Below are 17270 nucleotides of genomic sequence, written 5' to 3' on the forward strand. Positions count from 1 at the left end.
TTCTAGTGGCAATGCCACCCCTCTTTAGGTTTATGAAAGTATATGACAACCAGTCTTCTGGTATTTCACTGATACTGTACATAGTATACCACTATTCCTACTAAAAAGCACAGGAATTTGATACATGCAAAAAGGTTGCCACCTCATAAGAGGAAGCAACCTTTATATCATGGGAGTTTCTAATCTATATCGATTATCTATATCGAACATGACTAAAATGTATGTATGTATTTTTACACGAGATAAACCCTTACATAATAGTACTAACTATATATTACAAATGTATTTAGTCCTATTCTCCCCATGTATCATACAGCTCTTTCATAGCACGTTCTTTCGCAATAATACCATGGGCCATCCACAAAGTACTATCCACTTGCAATACATGATCGGCTTTTACAGCAGGCAAATTTTTCCACAACTCATCTTTTTTAAGATTTGCCAATCGTTGGTCTGCTACACCTTGATTATTAGCACTAGAAGCACCGTAACCAGCAGAAACGATTAAATAGCCTGCATCAAGATCGGGTAATCGCTCTAAAGAAATCGCATTGTTCGTAGGGTTAAGTTCTGTTTCTAATACCATATCAGGCGGTTTAATATTAAGTAATTCAGCCATAAAGACATTCAAATCGCTTTTCATATACGGATACAATCGTATTTCTTTATTTAAAATTCTTAGAAAAGCTACGGTTTCCCCTTGCATATGTTCAGCTAAAGCTATCCGTGTTTTCTTAGCCTGTGAATAATATTCTTTCAAACGAGCTTCCCCTTTTTCAGGGACCCCAAGTGCTTTAGCAATAGTTAGTAGTGCAACTTCTTCCTTATTTACGTTGACAGAAATGGTTGGAGCAATTTTAGAAAGTGCATTATATGCCGCTTTGCCATAAGAGTCACGCATAATAATCAAATCCGGTTTTAAAGCCTGAATCTGCTCATAGTTGATAGTCTTTGTTTCATCATTAATACTAAAATTTTGAACATTACGATTACTTAATTCATTATAAAGATAGCTTTTTTCATTAAAATTTGCCCCTATAAAAGATTCATCTAATGCAATCATAGGATCTTCTGTCCGAACAACCACGATACGTTTATGTTCTTTGGGCATAACTGTTGTCCCGAGCTTATGAGTGACAATAATCTTATCTCCTTCAACAGTAACAATTTTATCTGCTGCCTTTTGGATAGCCGTTAATCGCTTCTTAAACTCTTTATCAATGTCTTTCGGATCATTTGACCGTTCAAGGGCTGTTTTTACCTTATCATCAAGATTAGCATAGATAGCTTCATGAGTCATACCATTTTCCTGTGGACCACATCCTGCAATTCCCATGAGCATACAAGCCCCCAAAAGACCAGAAATTAACAAACGCTTCATACTACACCTCACGTGCCGTATGGCCATAATTTTTCATAGAATAAGGAATACAGAACGGACGATCTGTCTTAGGGTCATTCATGATTGTAGAATCTACACCAAATACATCCTTCAACATTTCATTATGGAAGATAGTATGAGGCGTACCTTCGTATTGAATTTTTCCATCCTTCATGGCAACTAAATTATCAGCAAAACGAGCGGCTTCATTAAGTTCGTGAATAACCATAACAATCGTTTTGTTATAAGCTTTATTCAAATGCTCTACTAAATGTAATACATCCATTTGGTGAGATACATCAAGGAAGCTAGTAGGCTCGTCAAGGAATAGAATGTCTGTATTTTGAGCGATAGCCATGGCAATCCATGCGCGTTGCCGTTGCCCCCCAGACATATTTGTAATGCCACGATCTGCAAACTGAAGTAATTCAGTCTCCTTCAAAGCCCACTCTACAATTTCTTTATCCTCTTTTGTAGTACGGGCAAATAAGCTGCCTTGATGCGGTGCACGACCGTACATAACAAGTTCACGAACTGTAATTTCACCAGGTGCCGTTGGATTTTGAGGCAAAATAGCAACCTTTTTTGCTAGTTCTCTACTACCATAAGAACCGATAGATTTACCATCTAGTAAGACATCGCCATCCATTGGTCGAATAATACGACAAATAGTTTTTAGTAAAGTAGATTTACCACAACCATTAGCACCAATTAATGCTGTTACCTTGCCTTCTGGAATCGTAAGATTTAAGTTCTCTATAATTTTTGTATCACCGTAACCAGTAGTTAGGTTTTTAACTTCTAATTTCATTTATATTTCCCCTTTTACGCTTTTGTTTTTGCTAGAATATACAAGAAGTATGGTGCCCCGATTAAAGCTACAATAATCCCTAAGAGGATTTCATCAGGCGCAATAATGGATCGGCCAATCCAGTCAGCAGTGACCACTAAAATAGCTCCAATTAGACCTGTTAATGGCAAGAAATAGGCATGATCGGCACCGACTAAGCGGCGTGCAATATGCGGGGAAATAAGCCCTACAAAACCAATGCTGCCACCGATAGCTACACAGAACCCAGATAAAAGAACTGCAATAATAAGGTATACAAATCTAGAGCGATTTATATGTACACCAAGCCCAATCGCTGTTTCATCAGCTAGGCTCAATAAATTTAGCTCCATATAACGGGCATAGAGAATGAGTGATAATACAATGACAACTGGCGCAAGCACCCATACATGCTCCCATGTATTACCCGAAATAGTGCCGATGGTCCAAGTATTAACTAAATAAAATTTATTAGGGTCCAAACGCGTTACGAGTAAGACTTGCAATGCATGGAGTCCTGCACTCATAGAGATACCTGTTAAGATTAAACGATATGGAGAAATAATATCTCTACCGCGACAAGATAGAAGATAAATTAAAATCGCTGCCACAACAGCCCCAGCTACGGCAACAGTAGGTAATGTCCAAATCCCCCACGCCGTTGTAGAACCTGCAAAATATACTAAAAGAACTACACCTAAACCAGCACCAGCATTTACGCCTAACAAGCTTGGACTAGCCAATTCATTCCGAGATATAGTTTGAAAAATTGCACCAGACATAGCAAGGCCCATACCAATAAATACAGCCAAGATGGTGCGAACTAAACGGAAATCAAAAACTGTGAGTTTTTCTACATCATTACCACCGCCAAAGAGAATGCGAATAAGATCAGATGTAGACATATCACTAAAGCCTGTATGAAGATGTCCATACATGGCACCTAACAACATGAGCGTCATAACGAAAGAGTAGGCAAAAAAGCGTTTTTTCATCTTATTTTCCTCCCTTACGATTTGCTAAATAAATAAAGAATGGAACACCTACAAGAGCAGTAATGGCACCTAATGGTGTTTCGAATGGAGGATTTACGATACGAGCTACAACGTCAGCAATCATAACAAGTACTGCACCAAAGAGTGCAGAGAATGGAATTACAAGACGATAATCGATGCCTACCAGTTTACGTGTTATATGTGGAATAACGAGACCTACAAAGCCGATCGGACCGGCTAGAGCAACAGCAGAACCGCTAAGAATAAGTACAGTCAAACCAGATAATACACGTACACGATTTAAATTACTGCCAAGACCAATAGCTACCTCTTCGCCAAAGCTTAAGAGCGTAACAGATTTAGATACGTACATGGCAATAAGAATACCAATGAGTGTCCAAGGTAATACGAGTAATACTTGTTCCATACGAATACCACTAATACCGCCTGCAGTCCAAAAGCTTAACTCTTGTGCCACTTGGAAGTACACAACAAGCATATGTGTAACAGCCACAAATACTGCACTAATAGCCGTACCTGCAAGTGCAAGATATACAGGAGTAGCTTTACCACCTACGCGTTTAGCAAGAGCTAAAATGAACAGTGTTGCCAATGCGGCCCCACCGAAGGAAAACAAAATACTTCCATTTAAGGTTAAATAAGGAAATAAAATCATCCCAACAGCTAAACCAAAACTGGCACCTGCGTTAATCCCCAAAATAGAAGGACTTGCCATAGGATTGTTGGTAACACCTTGCATCAGTGCACCTGATACGGCAAAGCTGATACCTACAACGATACCTGCTATCATACGTGGCAAGCGCAATGTTTGAACGATCATCTGACCTATACTATTAGGATCATAGTTAGTAAAGGATAAAATAATATCATCTAGGCTGATATAGCGTATCCCAATGAAGAGTGAACCAAGAGATGTGGCAATTAAAATAGCTAAAGCCAGTATACCTAGTAGCGTAGTTTTAGCTGCGCGCCCTCCCCTTGTTTCTACGTCATAATTGCTCATAAGAACTCCTTACAATACGAAATACTATAGAATTTACTGATACATTATATCAACAATGCTCTATCTATTTCAATAATAAATCTCAGTATCATTTATAGCAATAATGCAATGTTAAAAACAAAATAAGTAAATCTTTATAACTATACAGAATTATATCCAACAATTTTTATTCCTATAATCATATATAAATATTATTTCTATAAAAAAGAGCAGTAACCTTAAGGCTACTACTCTAAGTTATGAGTAAATATTCTGATTTGATGTACAATAAAATATATTTAAAGTACTAAATTTACCTATTTAATTGATTCCTATTATTAAAAAATGCTCTATACGCTAATTGACAAGTAATAAAGCAAGCAATCGATATAGTAGATAAACTCATAAATGTCACGATCATTTGATATTTTACAGCTTCAAGTGGAGGCATTCCCGCTAAGATTAGACCTGTCATCATTCCTGGTAAAGCCACGATTCCTAAAGTCTTAGCGCTATCTACAGTAGGTTGCAATCCAGTCTTTATAACATCTCGCACGATGGCTTTTGACGCTTGCTTAGGCGTACTTCCTAACGCTAGTTTAATTTCCACCTCTTGTTGGCGTAACTCAAAATTTGATAGCATTTGTCGATAACAAAGGCCAATTGCCACCATAGCTCCACTAATAACCATCCCTCCAACAGGAATCACCTGATAAGCAGTAAAGTTAAGCACACCTGTTAGAAGCAAAATCGATAATGTAATGCTTGCACCTACGGTTATGGCAAACCAAGAAATCCACAATGCATATGGTATTCCCTTACCGCGTTTAGAAGAATTATAGGCTGCATTAATAGCCATAAAACCTAATAATCCGATTATGAATATAGGACTTTCAGTACTAAAAATATAAGCTAAAATAAAGCCTATGGCAAATAACTGTATGGTAGCTCGTAAAGCACTTATAAAAATATCTTTCTCTAACTTCAACTCCTGCCGATAGGACATAAACATACTTATAATAACTAATATAGATGCAAGACATAATGACATGGCTGAAATAGCATGAAATTGACTCACCGTAATACCTCCTCTTTAGCTAATGATCCATCTACAATTGTAATGCGGCGATTAGCCTTACGTAAGCTTTGTTCCTCACTATGTGTTATTGCTATGATGGTCATCCCATTATTATGAAGTTCATCGATTACCTGTTCCACGATAGCCGTGTTAACAGCATCTAATGCAGAGGTAACCTCATCTAAAAGCAATACTTTAGGTTCAAAGATAAGGCTTCGAATGAGACAAATCCGTTGCATTTCTCCACCAGATAGTTCATCATTATGGCGCTCAAGATATTCAATAGGCATATGAAGTAAATCGAAAAGATATTTGATACGAATCATATCAGGTTCCATACCTCGAATATCATAAGGGAACAAAATATTACGACGCACCGTTTTTGCAAACAAGTAAGGTCTTTGAAAGCAATAACCTACCTCTTTTCGATAACTTTCTGGATCTATAGTGGTTAAATCACGTCCATTATAAGTAATAATCCCTGAGGTAGGACTAATCAAATCACTGCATAATTTTAAAAGTGTACTTTTACCACTACCAGAAGGGCCTACAACAGTGAGATACTCTCCTTCATGTACAGATAGAGACACATCACGGATAATAGACTTTTCGTTTACAACATAGGATATATTAGATAACTCTAATAGTGCCATAATGCCTCCGATCATATTTCAAGACTCTATGATATATTTAATAATCACTTTAAATTATATTATATTATACCAATACAACTTACACCATAATAAACAATAAAAAATCCCTAGTGGAAACCACTAGGGATTAATAGTCTTGTAAAATTAAGCTTCTACAGGGTATACGCTAACTTTACGGTTATAACGACCAGCACGTTCAAATGCTACTTTACCAGGCACAAGTGCGAATAAAGTGTCATCTTTACCGATACCTACATTAGTACCAGGGTGGAAGTGAGTACCACGTTGACGAACGATGATGTTACCGCTCTTTACGATGGAACCATCATGGCATTTAACACCAAGACGTTTAGATTCACTATCACGACCATTACGAGTACTGGACACACCTTTTTTATGTGCGAACAATTGCAAATCAAAAGTAAACATTAAGTTCACCTCCTATATTTCGTGAATTTGGACAAACTCTGGATATTGACGGCTAATTTCCTCTAAACCGAGAAGCATAGTCCCCAGAATATCCTGTCCACTCTGATTAATCGTACCAGAGAGAACTATATCACATTGACCTTCGCTATTCGTATACTCACCTTCTTGTTGAGCAATTTGGGTGAGGCCTAACATCGCCGTTGCCGATAAGGCAGACACTGCAGCACATACGATATCGAAGCCATGTTCATCATATCCTGCATGACCGGACATATGACAACCAATAACTTGACCATCACTATTCCGCTGGATTCCAATGGAAACCATAATTAAGCTTGGATAGATTCAATACGAACTTTTGTGAACGGTTGACGATGGCCTTGACGACGACGGTAGTTGGATTTAGCTTTGTATTTGAATACTAAAATCTTTTTACCTTTACCATGCTCAAGAACTGTACCTGTAACTTTTGCACCGTTTACAAGAGGAGCGCCAACTTTAACGTCGCCGTCATTCACTACAGTCAAAACTTCTTCGAATGTAACGGAATCGTTAGCAGCTGCTTCCAATTTTTCGATAGTAATTACATCGCCTTCAGCAACGCGATATTGTTTACCACCAGTTTTAATAATTGCGTACATGAGAACACCTCCTTGTTATCGAACTCGCTGAATTCGGTATCCCGACCCGAACTTCGGTCGGGCGTTTAAACCTGCTTCACGCGGATTGCAAAGTTCAGAAAACCGAACTAATACTGATATAGTATATACTATTTACACTATCATGTCAAACCAAAAACTACAGAATTCGCCTAGTTTTTAACACTTATATATACAGAGCTTTAAAATTCTCCGATAATTCCAAGGTGCTGTAAGAGTATCTTTGTACCGATGAGAATTAATACACCTCCACCAACTATATCTGCATATTTTCCAACAAATTGGCCCATAAATTTACCTAAGTACACACCAATTAAAGAAATGCCAAAGGTAATAATACCAATCATGGTAGAAGCTTCCCATACATTAATAGGTAAGAACGCAAAGGTCAACCCTACAGCCATCGCATCGAGACTGGTTGCTACGGAGAGCATCACCATCTCCCAGACACCTAAAAATTACTTATCATCGTCCTCTTCATCATCATCGCTAAGCCCTTCTCGAATCATAGCGATACCTAAATAGCCAAGAAGACCAAAGATAATCCAGTGATCCCAATCAGATATGACATCGATAAATTGACGTCCTATGAGCCAACCGATGAGGGGCATTAGGAACTGAAACAAGCCAAAGAGAAAGGCCAAAGTGACCTTCCGACTATTCTCACCTACAGGCATTGTCAGCCCCTTACCAATAGATACGCCAAAAGCATCCATGGCAAGACCAATACTAATTAATACAATTTCAAATATAGACACTATACTCACCTATAAACAAACTACTTACTTATTCGGCTATAGCCATCAAGGAATATCCTTCTCGACTAATTTGTGGATTTACTACAATAGAAATCTTGCGACCTATAGACCCACCTAAATCCTCGACAATAGCTTTTGTTAAATACTGAGCCACCTCCGGATGAACTTCGATTTCTAGATTCGTTTTAATACGTCCTGATTTAAATAACTCGCGGATGCGACGCACAATCTGCATATATACAGTACGACCCGACAACATATAGCCCGTACCACCGCATTGAGGGCATGTATCAAACATCAAGGTTTGCAAGCCTTGGCGAGCTCGTTTTCGCGTCATCTCTACGAGGCCAAGCGAACTAATGCCGCATACAACGGTTTTCATTTTATCTAACTTAGCTTGTGCCCCCAACAATTTTAATAACTCTTGTTGATGTTCTTTATCTTTCATATCAATAAAATCGATGACGATAATACCACCGATATCACGCAAGCGCAATTGACGACAGATCTCTTTTGCCGCCTCTTTATTGACTGTAAAAGCTAAATCTTCTAGTTTATTAGATTTACCAGTATAATGAGCAGAATTTACATCAAATACGGTGAGAGCCTCCGTATGATCAATACGGATTGACCCTCCAGAAGGAAGATTAATATCGCGAGAGATAAGATCTTCTAATTGCGGTTCAATATGGTTTGCTTTAAAGATAGGTGTGCTATCGCGATGACGTGTTACTTTAATTTGTTGCGATGTAGGGCCATGACCTAAGAGATCCATCAATCGATCTTCACCCATATCGGAATCGACGATGATTTCTTCTACATTGCGATGAGCATAGTCCCGCACAAGACGGAACCAGAAATCTGCGTCACTATATAAATCTGTACCGCTCTTAGCCACCTTAAAGCGCTTCAACACATGTTGCCATGTACGCCACAAGTAATCCATGTCACGGCCTATTTCATCAGCACTAGCCTTAGCTGCCGCAGTGCGAATAATAAAACCGCAACCTTCTTGTACATAAGGTGCTGCTAATTCTTGCAACTTTGCACGCAAGGCTTCGTCAGTAATCTTTTTAGAAATATGCATGCCTTCAGAATACGGTAAAAGCACCATAAAGCGGCCCGCCAAACTGACATCAGCAGTTACGCGAGCACCTTTACCAAGCATTTCTTCTTTCACTACTTGAACGAGAATTTGTTGCCCCACAGATAAGCGTGGCAAAATTTTCTGTTCCTTCCCTTGTTGTAAGTTCAAGTACGCATTTTGAGAGCCCCCAATATCAACAAAGGCCGCTTGCATACCATTCAATACATTCTTTACTGTGCCTTTGTACATATGATTTGCCATATGAGACTCATCGGTACGCTCCAAGACAAAGTCCACTAGCTGACCTTCTTCGTCTATAACAGCCATCCGAATTTCTTCGCGCATAACATTGACCAAAATTTTATGCATCCTATCCCTCCCTTCTTTGTCATCTAAATTATAATTAGTAATTAATCTCTAAAGGCGTATAACGGCCTTCTTCATTTTCTACCATAATTGCTTTACGGTGAACTTCGTAGCTAGTTGTAATAGGCCAATTATATTGGTCCTTACCTAGATTCCACACTTCGCTAGGTTTAATAGTACCTTGCGGATAAATGCCGATACCCATTGTAAGGGTCACCATACCGTCCTTAACGGAGGCTACGATGGGTTCTTTTACAAACTCTTTTACATCAATGGTACGAGTTTTCTTAGGTGTTACCTTTTCATAAGAAATTTCCGTTGCTTCATTAAAAGGTTTGAGTAACGCATCCCAATCAGCATTTTCATCTGTCACAGGACCTGTTACCTCATAGATAGCAAAATTACAGATGGCCATCATCTTTTTCACCTTTTCAGGCATTTCTTTACCGTCTAGTACTTCAAGTCCTGGAGGTGCTACGCGATTTAAACGGTCCATAATGGACTCTAAACTATCCTCTTCAAGCACATCCATATCGATATATTCAGCCGCTGCCGTTACGCCTAAAGCAAGAGCAGAGGAAAAGCTAATTTTCATATGAGGGTTAAAGCCTTCAGAATATGCCATTTTAATTTCTGCTCGACGTATCATCCGCTCTACAGCTTGAGCATAATCAAGGTGTGACAGGAATCGTAATTCTTCGCCCTTATTTAAGGCCAAACGTAACTTTTTCAACTCTGCCACCCTCCTTATAGTCAATAATAGCTGTATTGAGCTCTGGACATACATTACAGCCCTTGCATGGAGCTCGACGACAATCGCCTGTAAGGTTAGCTGCCACCGCTTGTTCCCACTCGCGTTTTAAGAAAGCTTTACTTACAGTGCAATCTAAATGATCCCAAGGCAATGGCTCATCGAAATCTCGTGTACGACGTGCAAAATACGCAGGATCCAATCCGCAGTCAGCGAATGCTTTCAACCAAGCTTCATAGTTAAAGAACTCAGTCCAACCATCAAATTTACAACCAGCCTTCCAAGCCTCTACGAGAACTTTAGATAGTCTACGATCTCCACGAGCAAAAGCGGCTTCCATGTAGCCAGTATAACCATCATGATAGTGATAAGAAATGTTACGATTATTGATGAGAGACTTCAAGTAACGTTGTTTACGATGAATCTCCTCCACATCTTCTTGACCATACCATTGATATGGAGAATGTGTTTTTGGTACGAAGAAGGATACGCTCACCGTTACAGAACCATTACGTTTGCCTGTAATATCACGGTGCAAGTCAAGCACCTTGTACGCAAGATCTGCAATACCAGCCAAATCTTCGTCTGTTTCTGTAGGAAGCCCCATCATAAAATACAATTTAACCGTGTTCCATCCTGATTTGAAGGCATTAGTACATGCGGCCAACAAATCTTCTTCACTAACGCCCTTATTGATAACGTCACGCATCCGTTGCGTACCTGCTTCAGGCGCAAAGGTAAGACCACTCTTGCGCACTTGCTGTACCTTTTTCGCAATATCGATAGAGAAGCTATCAATACGCAATGACGGTAAGCTAACGCTAACTTGTTTATCTTTAAACTCTTCCATGAGCATATCTACGAGTTCAGGCAATTTAGAGTAGTCCGCAGAGCTCAAACTCATCAAGGAAATCTCGTTGTAACCAGTATTGGCAATTGTATCTTTAGCAATTTGTAACAAACGTTCTGGCGTCTTTTCACGAACCGGACGATAGAGCATACCAGCCTGACAGAAACGACAGCCACGCGTACAGCCACGGAATAACTCCAATACAGCGCGGTCATGCACTATATCAAGGAACGGTACAACAGGCTTTGTTGGATAGAATACATTCTCTACATCCTCTATAATACGTTTCTCAACAGCTGCAGGTACGTCTTCGAAACGCGGCGTAATCGATTTAAAATCGCCTTGTTCGGTGTATTCTACATCGTATAAAGCCGGGCAATATGTGCCAGGAATTTGGGCTACTTTACGCAAAAAGCCTTCTTTGCCACCTGGGAAGCCTTTGGCTTTTTCTGCTTTAAATAAGTCGATGAATTCATCGCCCCACTCTTCGGATTCACCGAGGGATACGATATCAAAGAAATCTGCAATAGGCTCAACGTTATACGCACAAGGGCCACCGCATACAAGCAGTGGAAAATCTAAATCACGCTCCTTAGCATACATAGGAATGCCTGCTAAATCGAGCATATTTAAAATGTTAGTAAAGCTCATTTCATATTGAAGCGTAAATGCTAACACATCAAAGTCTTTAATAGGCGTACGTGTTTCTAAGGAAAATAATGGAATATTACGCTTGCGCATTTCCTCTTCCATATCGTGCCACGGTGCAAATACGCGCTCGGCTACCGCATCTTCACGACGGTTTACGAGACCATACAAAATCTTGATGCCCAAATGACTCATGGCCACTTCGTACACATCGGGAAAACCTAAAGCCATAGTTACATCAACAGTACTGTGATCTTTCACGATACTATTGTATTCGCCGCCCGTGTAACGAGCGGGCTTTTGGACATGTTGTAACCATGACGTATCTAATTGAATCATACATCCTCCGTCTTTAATGAAAGACTTCTTTCACAATCAATCCTATGAAAGGATATTAAAATATATATTTTGTCCGCTGTCTAGCAATATTTAATAAAATGCCAATGCTCAGCATATTAGTTGTTAGCGCACTAACACCATAGCTAAGGAATGGCAACGGAATCCCCGTTACAGGCATGATACCAATCGTCATGCCTACGTTTACGAGCACTTCAAAGGCAAACATCGTACCAATACCCGTTGCTAATAACATACCGAAATTATCATTGCAGGTATATGCTACTTGAATGCTGCGATAAATAAGCATAAACAATAATAGCAATACTACAATGCATCCTACAAAGCCAAATTCTTCGCCGATTACAGAAAAGATAAAGTCCGTATGATTTTCTGGTAAAAAGTTCAACTGACTTTGAGTACCATTAAAGATACCTTTACCAAAAATCATACCCGACCCGATGGCAATCTTAGATTGAATAATATGATAGCCAGAACCGAAGGGATCAATATCTGGATTTAAAAATACTAGAATACGTTGCTTTTGGTATTCTTTCAGTACAAACCAGCCCAAAGGCATCAAGAGTAAAGTCACGCTCGCAATGATTTTTATAAGCTTAGTTTTGATACCAGATATAAAGAGCATCCCTACAAATATAGCAATATATACAAGGGATGTCCCCAAGTCAGGTTGTAAGAATACGAGAAGGATAGGAATCCCTACATATAACACTGGCATCAATAGGGATTTAAAAGTATCTAACTTGCCAATGCGCGGTTCTAACATTTTAGCCATACAGATAATCATCAATAGTTTAGAAAACTCTGAAGGCTGGATAGTAATTGGTCCCAGTTGAATCCAACGCTGTGCACCTAGTGCGGAGGTACCAACTACCATAACTGCAATTAACATAAGCATGGTAATCACATAAATCATATTCCCCCACCCTTTAAGGCGATGGTAATCTAGAAATTGCATGCCTATAACGACAGCTATATTTGCTAAAAAGAATACGAGTTGTTTTACCACTAAACTACCAAAACCGATAGCTTCATGATTCACATGGGTAGCACTACCAATAGCTGTAAGACCAATTCCGACAAGTAATATAGTACATATGATGATAGTCCAATCGCTATCTGTCCATATTTTACGCCACATCATATCACCTATTTCAACTTGCTACGGCGCCACAAGCTTTGTTTCCCTTGCACCAATAAGCGTTGCGTGGTCCAACCGCCACGATTAATGTAATGAACATTGTTAGAATCCTCAAAAATAGACTCACCTACTGTTGCAAGACTTGGTGTAATATCTTGCTCCTTCGATGTTTTTTTCTTAGTTACATAAGCATCGAAGTGCTTTTGTACATCGTAGTCTTCCCAACACTCACCGGTAGTTACATAATCAACAAGAGGTGCTAACATAGCTTTTAGTTCACTAGAAACAAATTCTAACAAACGACCATCTTGTGTATAGGTCAAAATATCCTCATCATAAGGGATTATAGCCCCTACATATTCAGCGCGAAGGACTTCTAACATATCATATAAATTGATATTCTCTCCATCGATAGGTACTGCATTAAAAGCAATAGCATAATCACGAATATTATGTTCTTGACATACTTGAATCATGCGTGCCCCATTACGCAAGGATACCCATAAAGGATGCGTCACCACGATGCAGCGATTTACTAATTCTAAAATAGACTCTATGCCCTTACCGATACCAGCAGGAGCATCAATTAAAATATAGTCATATGTCTCAGAGAGGCGACGGACTAATTTTTTATATTTTTTACGACCTATATCTTCCCAACGAGCACTTTGGCTAGCTGGTAGGAAATCTAAGTTTTCAGCAATTGATACGATGGCATCATCCATATAGTCTTTATCTTCGCTCGCATCTAATGCGTCGTAAATAATTTCATTTGCCACTCCTAACACAAGGTCTAAATCGCGCAATCCAAAATCTCCATCACAGAGCAATACGCGATGCCCTGCATTACTTAAGGCTGAACCCAAGCAAGCGGTAATCGTAGTCTTACCTACGCCCCCCTTACCGGATACAACGCCGATTATCTCGCCCATACTAATCCTTTCTTGGTTGTCCACTAGTTACCGCATTCTGAGGTTTTTGCCCTTTATTAATACTTGTCCCCGTAGCAGTTTCCTTATTGCCCTTACTATTTGTATCATTAGATTTCTTATTCACTGGTACATTGAAGTACGCAGCCAATATATCTCTTACGATAGGCCCTGCAGAGCCCGCACCAAAGCTACCTTGCTCAACAAGTGCAACCACTACAATTTGTGGCTTATCATATGGTGCATAGGCTACAAACCAGCCGTGATCTCTGCCATGTGCATTCTCTGAAGTACCTGTTTTACCAGCTACATCAATAGGGAATCCTTTAAACAACTCCCCTGCTGTACCACCTTCATTAGTAACGTCACGCAAGCCTTCGCGAACGAGATCCATAATATTTTTTGGTACAGGTAAGATACCGAGCTTGTCTGGGCCAAAGATTTCTTTTGGCGTGCCATCCTTATTATCAATACGGCTCACCACATATGGGCGGTATTTAATGCCACCATTTGCTACTTCACTGAGCATAACAGCCATTTGTAATGGTGTCACCAAAGTAAAAGACTGACCTATGGCCGCATCAAAGGTTTCACCTAAATACCAATCTTCATCATACACTTTGCGTTTATAAGCAGGACTTGCCATATTACCAGAGGCCTCACCAACAAGATTGATGCCTGTCTTTTCGCCAATACCAAAGTAGCCAGCATATTTTACAAGTCCTTCTATGCCAACGCGATTGCCCATTTCATAGAAGTAAACATTATCTGATTTTGCAAGAGCTTTATTAAAGTTAAGCCACCCTAATGCTTCACCTTCTGCATTTCGTTTATCGATAAGCCAATGTTTACCACTATCAAAAATCATTTCTTCAGGGGTAACCTTTTTAAGATCTAAAGCCGCCGTACCTGTAATAATCTTGAACGGAGAACCTGGTGGATATTCACCAGAAATAACCTTATTATCAAATGGATGATTCTTATCGTTATTCAATTGATTCCACTGTGCCGTTGTAATCCCTTTCGCAAACCAGTTAGGATTAAACTCAGGGGCGCTGACCATGGCCAAAATGGCACCCGTATTTGGATCCATTGCTACTACAGCAGCTCCTTGAGCTGGAATGCCTTGGGCACGCAACTGTTCTAATTGGTTCTTAACAGCTTCTTCAGCAGCCTTTTGTAGATTTGCATCTATTGTCAAATGGATATTAGATCCAGGCACTGTATGCTTTCTATCTACCTCCGCAACCGGTCGGCCTGTAGCATCAACCTCTACCTGTTTACCACCATCAGTACCACGCAAGATGGAATCATATAGTTTTTCAAGACCAGAACGGCCTAAAATAGTACCACCACTAATAAGGGTATTTGGATCTTGCTGTTTTAGCTCTTCTAATTCTTCTTCGCTCACTTCACCCACATAACCAAAGAGCTGAGAAGCCATCGTTTCATATGGATAATAGCGAAGTGGTTCTACATCTATGGTAACACCTGGTAATTCATGACGATGCTCTTCGATGCTTGTAACTACATCCATAGAAATATCATTAGCAATACGAATTGGCTCATAACCATATTTATGATCATTTACCTTTTTTGTAATATCTTCTGGTTTAATTTTCAGCAAAGTTGCCAACTTAGCAACTTCACCTTCGTCTAGAGCCTTCCCCGTAGGCAAAATGGAGATAGTGTATGCCGGTCTAGAACCTACTAAGATCTGACCATTTCGATCGTACATAATACCACGAGCAGCTGTCATGGATACCATGCGCAAACGGTTGCCTTCTGCCTTAGCTTGGTAATAACCACCAGACAAGATTTGCAACGACATCAGGCGTAATGCCAAGACTATAAATATGCCGGCTACAATGTAAAAGAGTACATCAAAGCGATTCGTTTTTCTTCGTTTATAGAGGCCTTCAAGCACTCTTTCACCCCCTTAATCCTTACCAAATATAACCTTGTTGTTCATCATCTTTACGCCATAACAAACCATGCACAATAGCGCCTAACAAGCCATTCCAGAACATCACGGGTAATACCATATGCCACAAGTATAGTCCAAAGTGCAAATCGCCACCACTAGCTAATATCATAAAGCTACGAATAACGCCATCTAGTAGCGTACAAATAGCTACTATACCGCTAGACCAATACCAGCGTTCTTCATAGATACGATGCTTTACGGCAGATAGTAGATATACCACAATTACGTAAGGGAATAGATGGAGCCCAAAAAAGTTAGATATCAATACATCATGTACGATACCCCCAACAACAGCGGATATCAGCCCCATACGACGACCTTTAAATAAAGTAATCATAACAATTATCGTCAAAATTAAGTTTGGTAACCAATTTGTATGGAAAATAGTAGGCAATAATTGCGCTTGTATAAAATATATTAAAAATCCAGAGAAAGCTAAAGCTAGACGCATCATTGTTTAACGGCCCCCTTTGCACCCTCTACTTGATCTCGTTGTGTTTGAGGCACAAGTTTAGGTTCAAGTTCTGGTTTTTGTGGTGCACTTAGAGAAGACGAGGTAAGCACAAAAACTTCTTCTAAACGATGAAAATCTACACTCGGTGTGACTACCGCATTTTTAACAAATCCTTCCGAATCATTTTCGATAGATTGCACGTTGCCAACAGGTAGACCTTTCGGATAAATGCCTCCATATCCAGAGGTAATCAACTTATCACCTACCAATACATCACCATCGCGAGCAATATTTACCATAGATGGTGTACGAGGTGTATTGCCATTACCTTTTACAACGCCAGACAAACGAGATTCAGGTCGTTGTACAAGGATACCTATTGCGCTACGCGGATCAAGAATGGTTTGAACGCGAGCAGAATGCGGATATACATCTGTAATAAAACCAACGACACCACTAGGTACAACAACAGCCATATTAACTGCCATACCTTCTTCACTCCCTTTATCAATGGTGAAAGTATTTGTCCAAGTACCGTAATCCTTTGTAATGATACCTGCTAGGGTCATGGAGAATTCTGGATGGCTACTCTTATAGTTTAAAAGCTGACGAAGGCGAATATTCTCTGCCACTACTTCATCGTAGTTAACTACCTTTTGTTCCAATGTAGCTTTACGAGATGCTTCCTCTTCACGTTCGATAGTAGAGAAAATAGCATTATTAAGTACTGTAAAGCTAGTTTGGACGCCCTCTAATAAACGAGCTGACCCATAAGAGAAAGGCGTTGTAATTCCTTCAAGGGTAACCGTAACAAAGGGAATACTAGTCCGTTGCTTCCACGCAAAGCCGAGCAATGCCATTAGGATACAACCAATGACAACGATGATAATTAACTTTTTATCTGACTGTATCATG

General features: G+C 39.6%; 17 protein-coding genes and 1 pseudogene. All 18 read right to left on the reverse strand.

Annotation, left to right across the window (positions count from 1 at the left end; all coding sequences use genetic code 11):
* Positions 1-292 precede the first annotated feature (292 nt).
* The 18 genes and pseudogenes from AAA071_RS03175 to mreC all read right to left on the reverse strand — a co-directional run bounded on the left by AAA071_RS03175 (position 293) and on the right by mreC (position 17269).
* A complete protein-coding gene (locus AAA071_RS03175) occupies positions 293-1381 on the reverse strand; it encodes an ABC transporter substrate-binding protein (RefSeq protein WP_024061977.1) in 1089 nt (362 codons plus the stop codon).
* A gap of 1 nt (position 1382) precedes the next feature.
* A complete protein-coding gene (locus AAA071_RS03180; protein WP_120055415.1) occupies positions 1383-2192 on the reverse strand; it encodes an ABC transporter ATP-binding protein in 810 nt (269 codons plus the stop codon).
* A 14-nt stretch (positions 2193-2206) separates the two neighbouring features.
* Positions 2207-3205 carry a FecCD family ABC transporter permease gene (locus AAA071_RS03185; protein ID WP_120055417.1) on the reverse strand — a complete coding sequence of 333 codons (999 nt, stop codon included), beginning with the start codon at positions 3203-3205 and terminating at the stop codon, positions 2207-2209.
* Between the two features lies 1 nt (position 3206).
* Positions 3207-4229: a FecCD family ABC transporter permease gene (locus AAA071_RS03190; protein WP_120055419.1), complete on the reverse strand. Its 1023-nt coding sequence runs from the start codon at positions 4227-4229 to the stop codon at positions 3207-3209.
* A 292-nt stretch (positions 4230-4521) separates the two neighbouring features.
* Complete coding sequence (locus AAA071_RS03195) at positions 4522-5286, reverse strand: ABC transporter permease (RefSeq protein WP_004698663.1); 765 nt, start codon at positions 5284-5286, stop codon at positions 4522-4524.
* Positions 5283-5939: an ABC transporter ATP-binding protein gene (locus AAA071_RS03200; RefSeq protein WP_119563216.1), complete on the reverse strand. Its 657-nt coding sequence runs from the start codon at positions 5937-5939 to the stop codon at positions 5283-5285. Before AAA071_RS03200 ends, AAA071_RS03195 begins: the two co-directional genes overlap by 4 nt.
* A 144-nt stretch (positions 5940-6083) precedes the next feature.
* Entirely contained in the window at positions 6084-6368 is a 285-nt protein-coding gene (gene rpmA / locus AAA071_RS03205) for a 50S ribosomal protein L27 (RefSeq protein ID WP_004696430.1), read from the reverse strand.
* A 12-nt stretch (positions 6369-6380) separates the two neighbouring features.
* Complete coding sequence (locus AAA071_RS03210; protein ID WP_004698521.1) at positions 6381-6695, reverse strand: ribosomal-processing cysteine protease Prp; 315 nt, start codon at positions 6693-6695, stop codon at positions 6381-6383.
* Between the two features lie 2 nt (positions 6696-6697).
* Positions 6698-7009 carry a 50S ribosomal protein L21 gene (rplU, locus tag AAA071_RS03215; RefSeq protein ID WP_105086659.1) on the reverse strand — a complete coding sequence of 104 codons (312 nt, stop codon included), beginning with the start codon at positions 7007-7009 and terminating at the stop codon, positions 6698-6700.
* 200 nt (positions 7010-7209) lie between these two features.
* Positions 7210-7785: pseudogene (locus AAA071_RS03220) on the reverse strand (manganese efflux pump MntP).
* Positions 7786-7813: 28 nt separating this feature from the next.
* Positions 7814-9241, reverse strand: a complete 1428-nt coding sequence (locus AAA071_RS03225; protein ID WP_105086661.1) for an Rne/Rng family ribonuclease — start codon at positions 9239-9241, stop codon at positions 7814-7816.
* Between the two features lie 34 nt (positions 9242-9275).
* Positions 9276-9971 carry a TIGR03936 family radical SAM-associated protein gene (locus AAA071_RS03230; protein ID WP_120055423.1) on the reverse strand — a complete coding sequence of 232 codons (696 nt, stop codon included), beginning with the start codon at positions 9969-9971 and terminating at the stop codon, positions 9276-9278.
* Entirely contained in the window at positions 9943-11826 is a 1884-nt protein-coding gene (locus AAA071_RS03235) for a TIGR03960 family B12-binding radical SAM protein (RefSeq protein WP_123137817.1), read from the reverse strand. Before AAA071_RS03235 ends, AAA071_RS03230 begins: the two co-directional genes overlap by 29 nt.
* A gap of 55 nt (positions 11827-11881) precedes the next feature.
* Positions 11882-12985: a rod shape-determining protein RodA gene (gene rodA, locus AAA071_RS03240; protein ID WP_004698715.1), complete on the reverse strand. Its 1104-nt coding sequence runs from the start codon at positions 12983-12985 to the stop codon at positions 11882-11884.
* 8 nt (positions 12986-12993) lie between these two features.
* A complete protein-coding gene (locus tag AAA071_RS03245) occupies positions 12994-13917 on the reverse strand; it encodes a P-loop NTPase (protein ID WP_227037098.1) in 924 nt (307 codons plus the stop codon).
* Position 13918: 1 nt separating this feature from the next.
* Entirely contained in the window at positions 13919-15841 is a 1923-nt protein-coding gene (gene mrdA, locus AAA071_RS03250) for a penicillin-binding protein 2 (RefSeq protein WP_060919197.1), read from the reverse strand.
* Positions 15842-15860: 19 nt separating this feature from the next.
* Positions 15861-16355, reverse strand: a complete 495-nt coding sequence (gene mreD / locus AAA071_RS03255; RefSeq protein ID WP_004696449.1) for a rod shape-determining protein MreD — start codon at positions 16353-16355, stop codon at positions 15861-15863.
* Complete coding sequence (gene mreC / locus AAA071_RS03260; RefSeq protein ID WP_004698531.1) at positions 16352-17269, reverse strand: rod shape-determining protein MreC; 918 nt, start codon at positions 17267-17269, stop codon at positions 16352-16354. Before mreC ends, mreD begins: the two co-directional genes overlap by 4 nt.
* Position 17270 lies beyond the last annotated feature (1 nt).

This window comes from Veillonella parvula (genome assembly GCF_040097785.1).
Lineage (GTDB): Bacteria > Bacillota > Negativicutes > Veillonellales > Veillonellaceae > Veillonella > Veillonella parvula_D.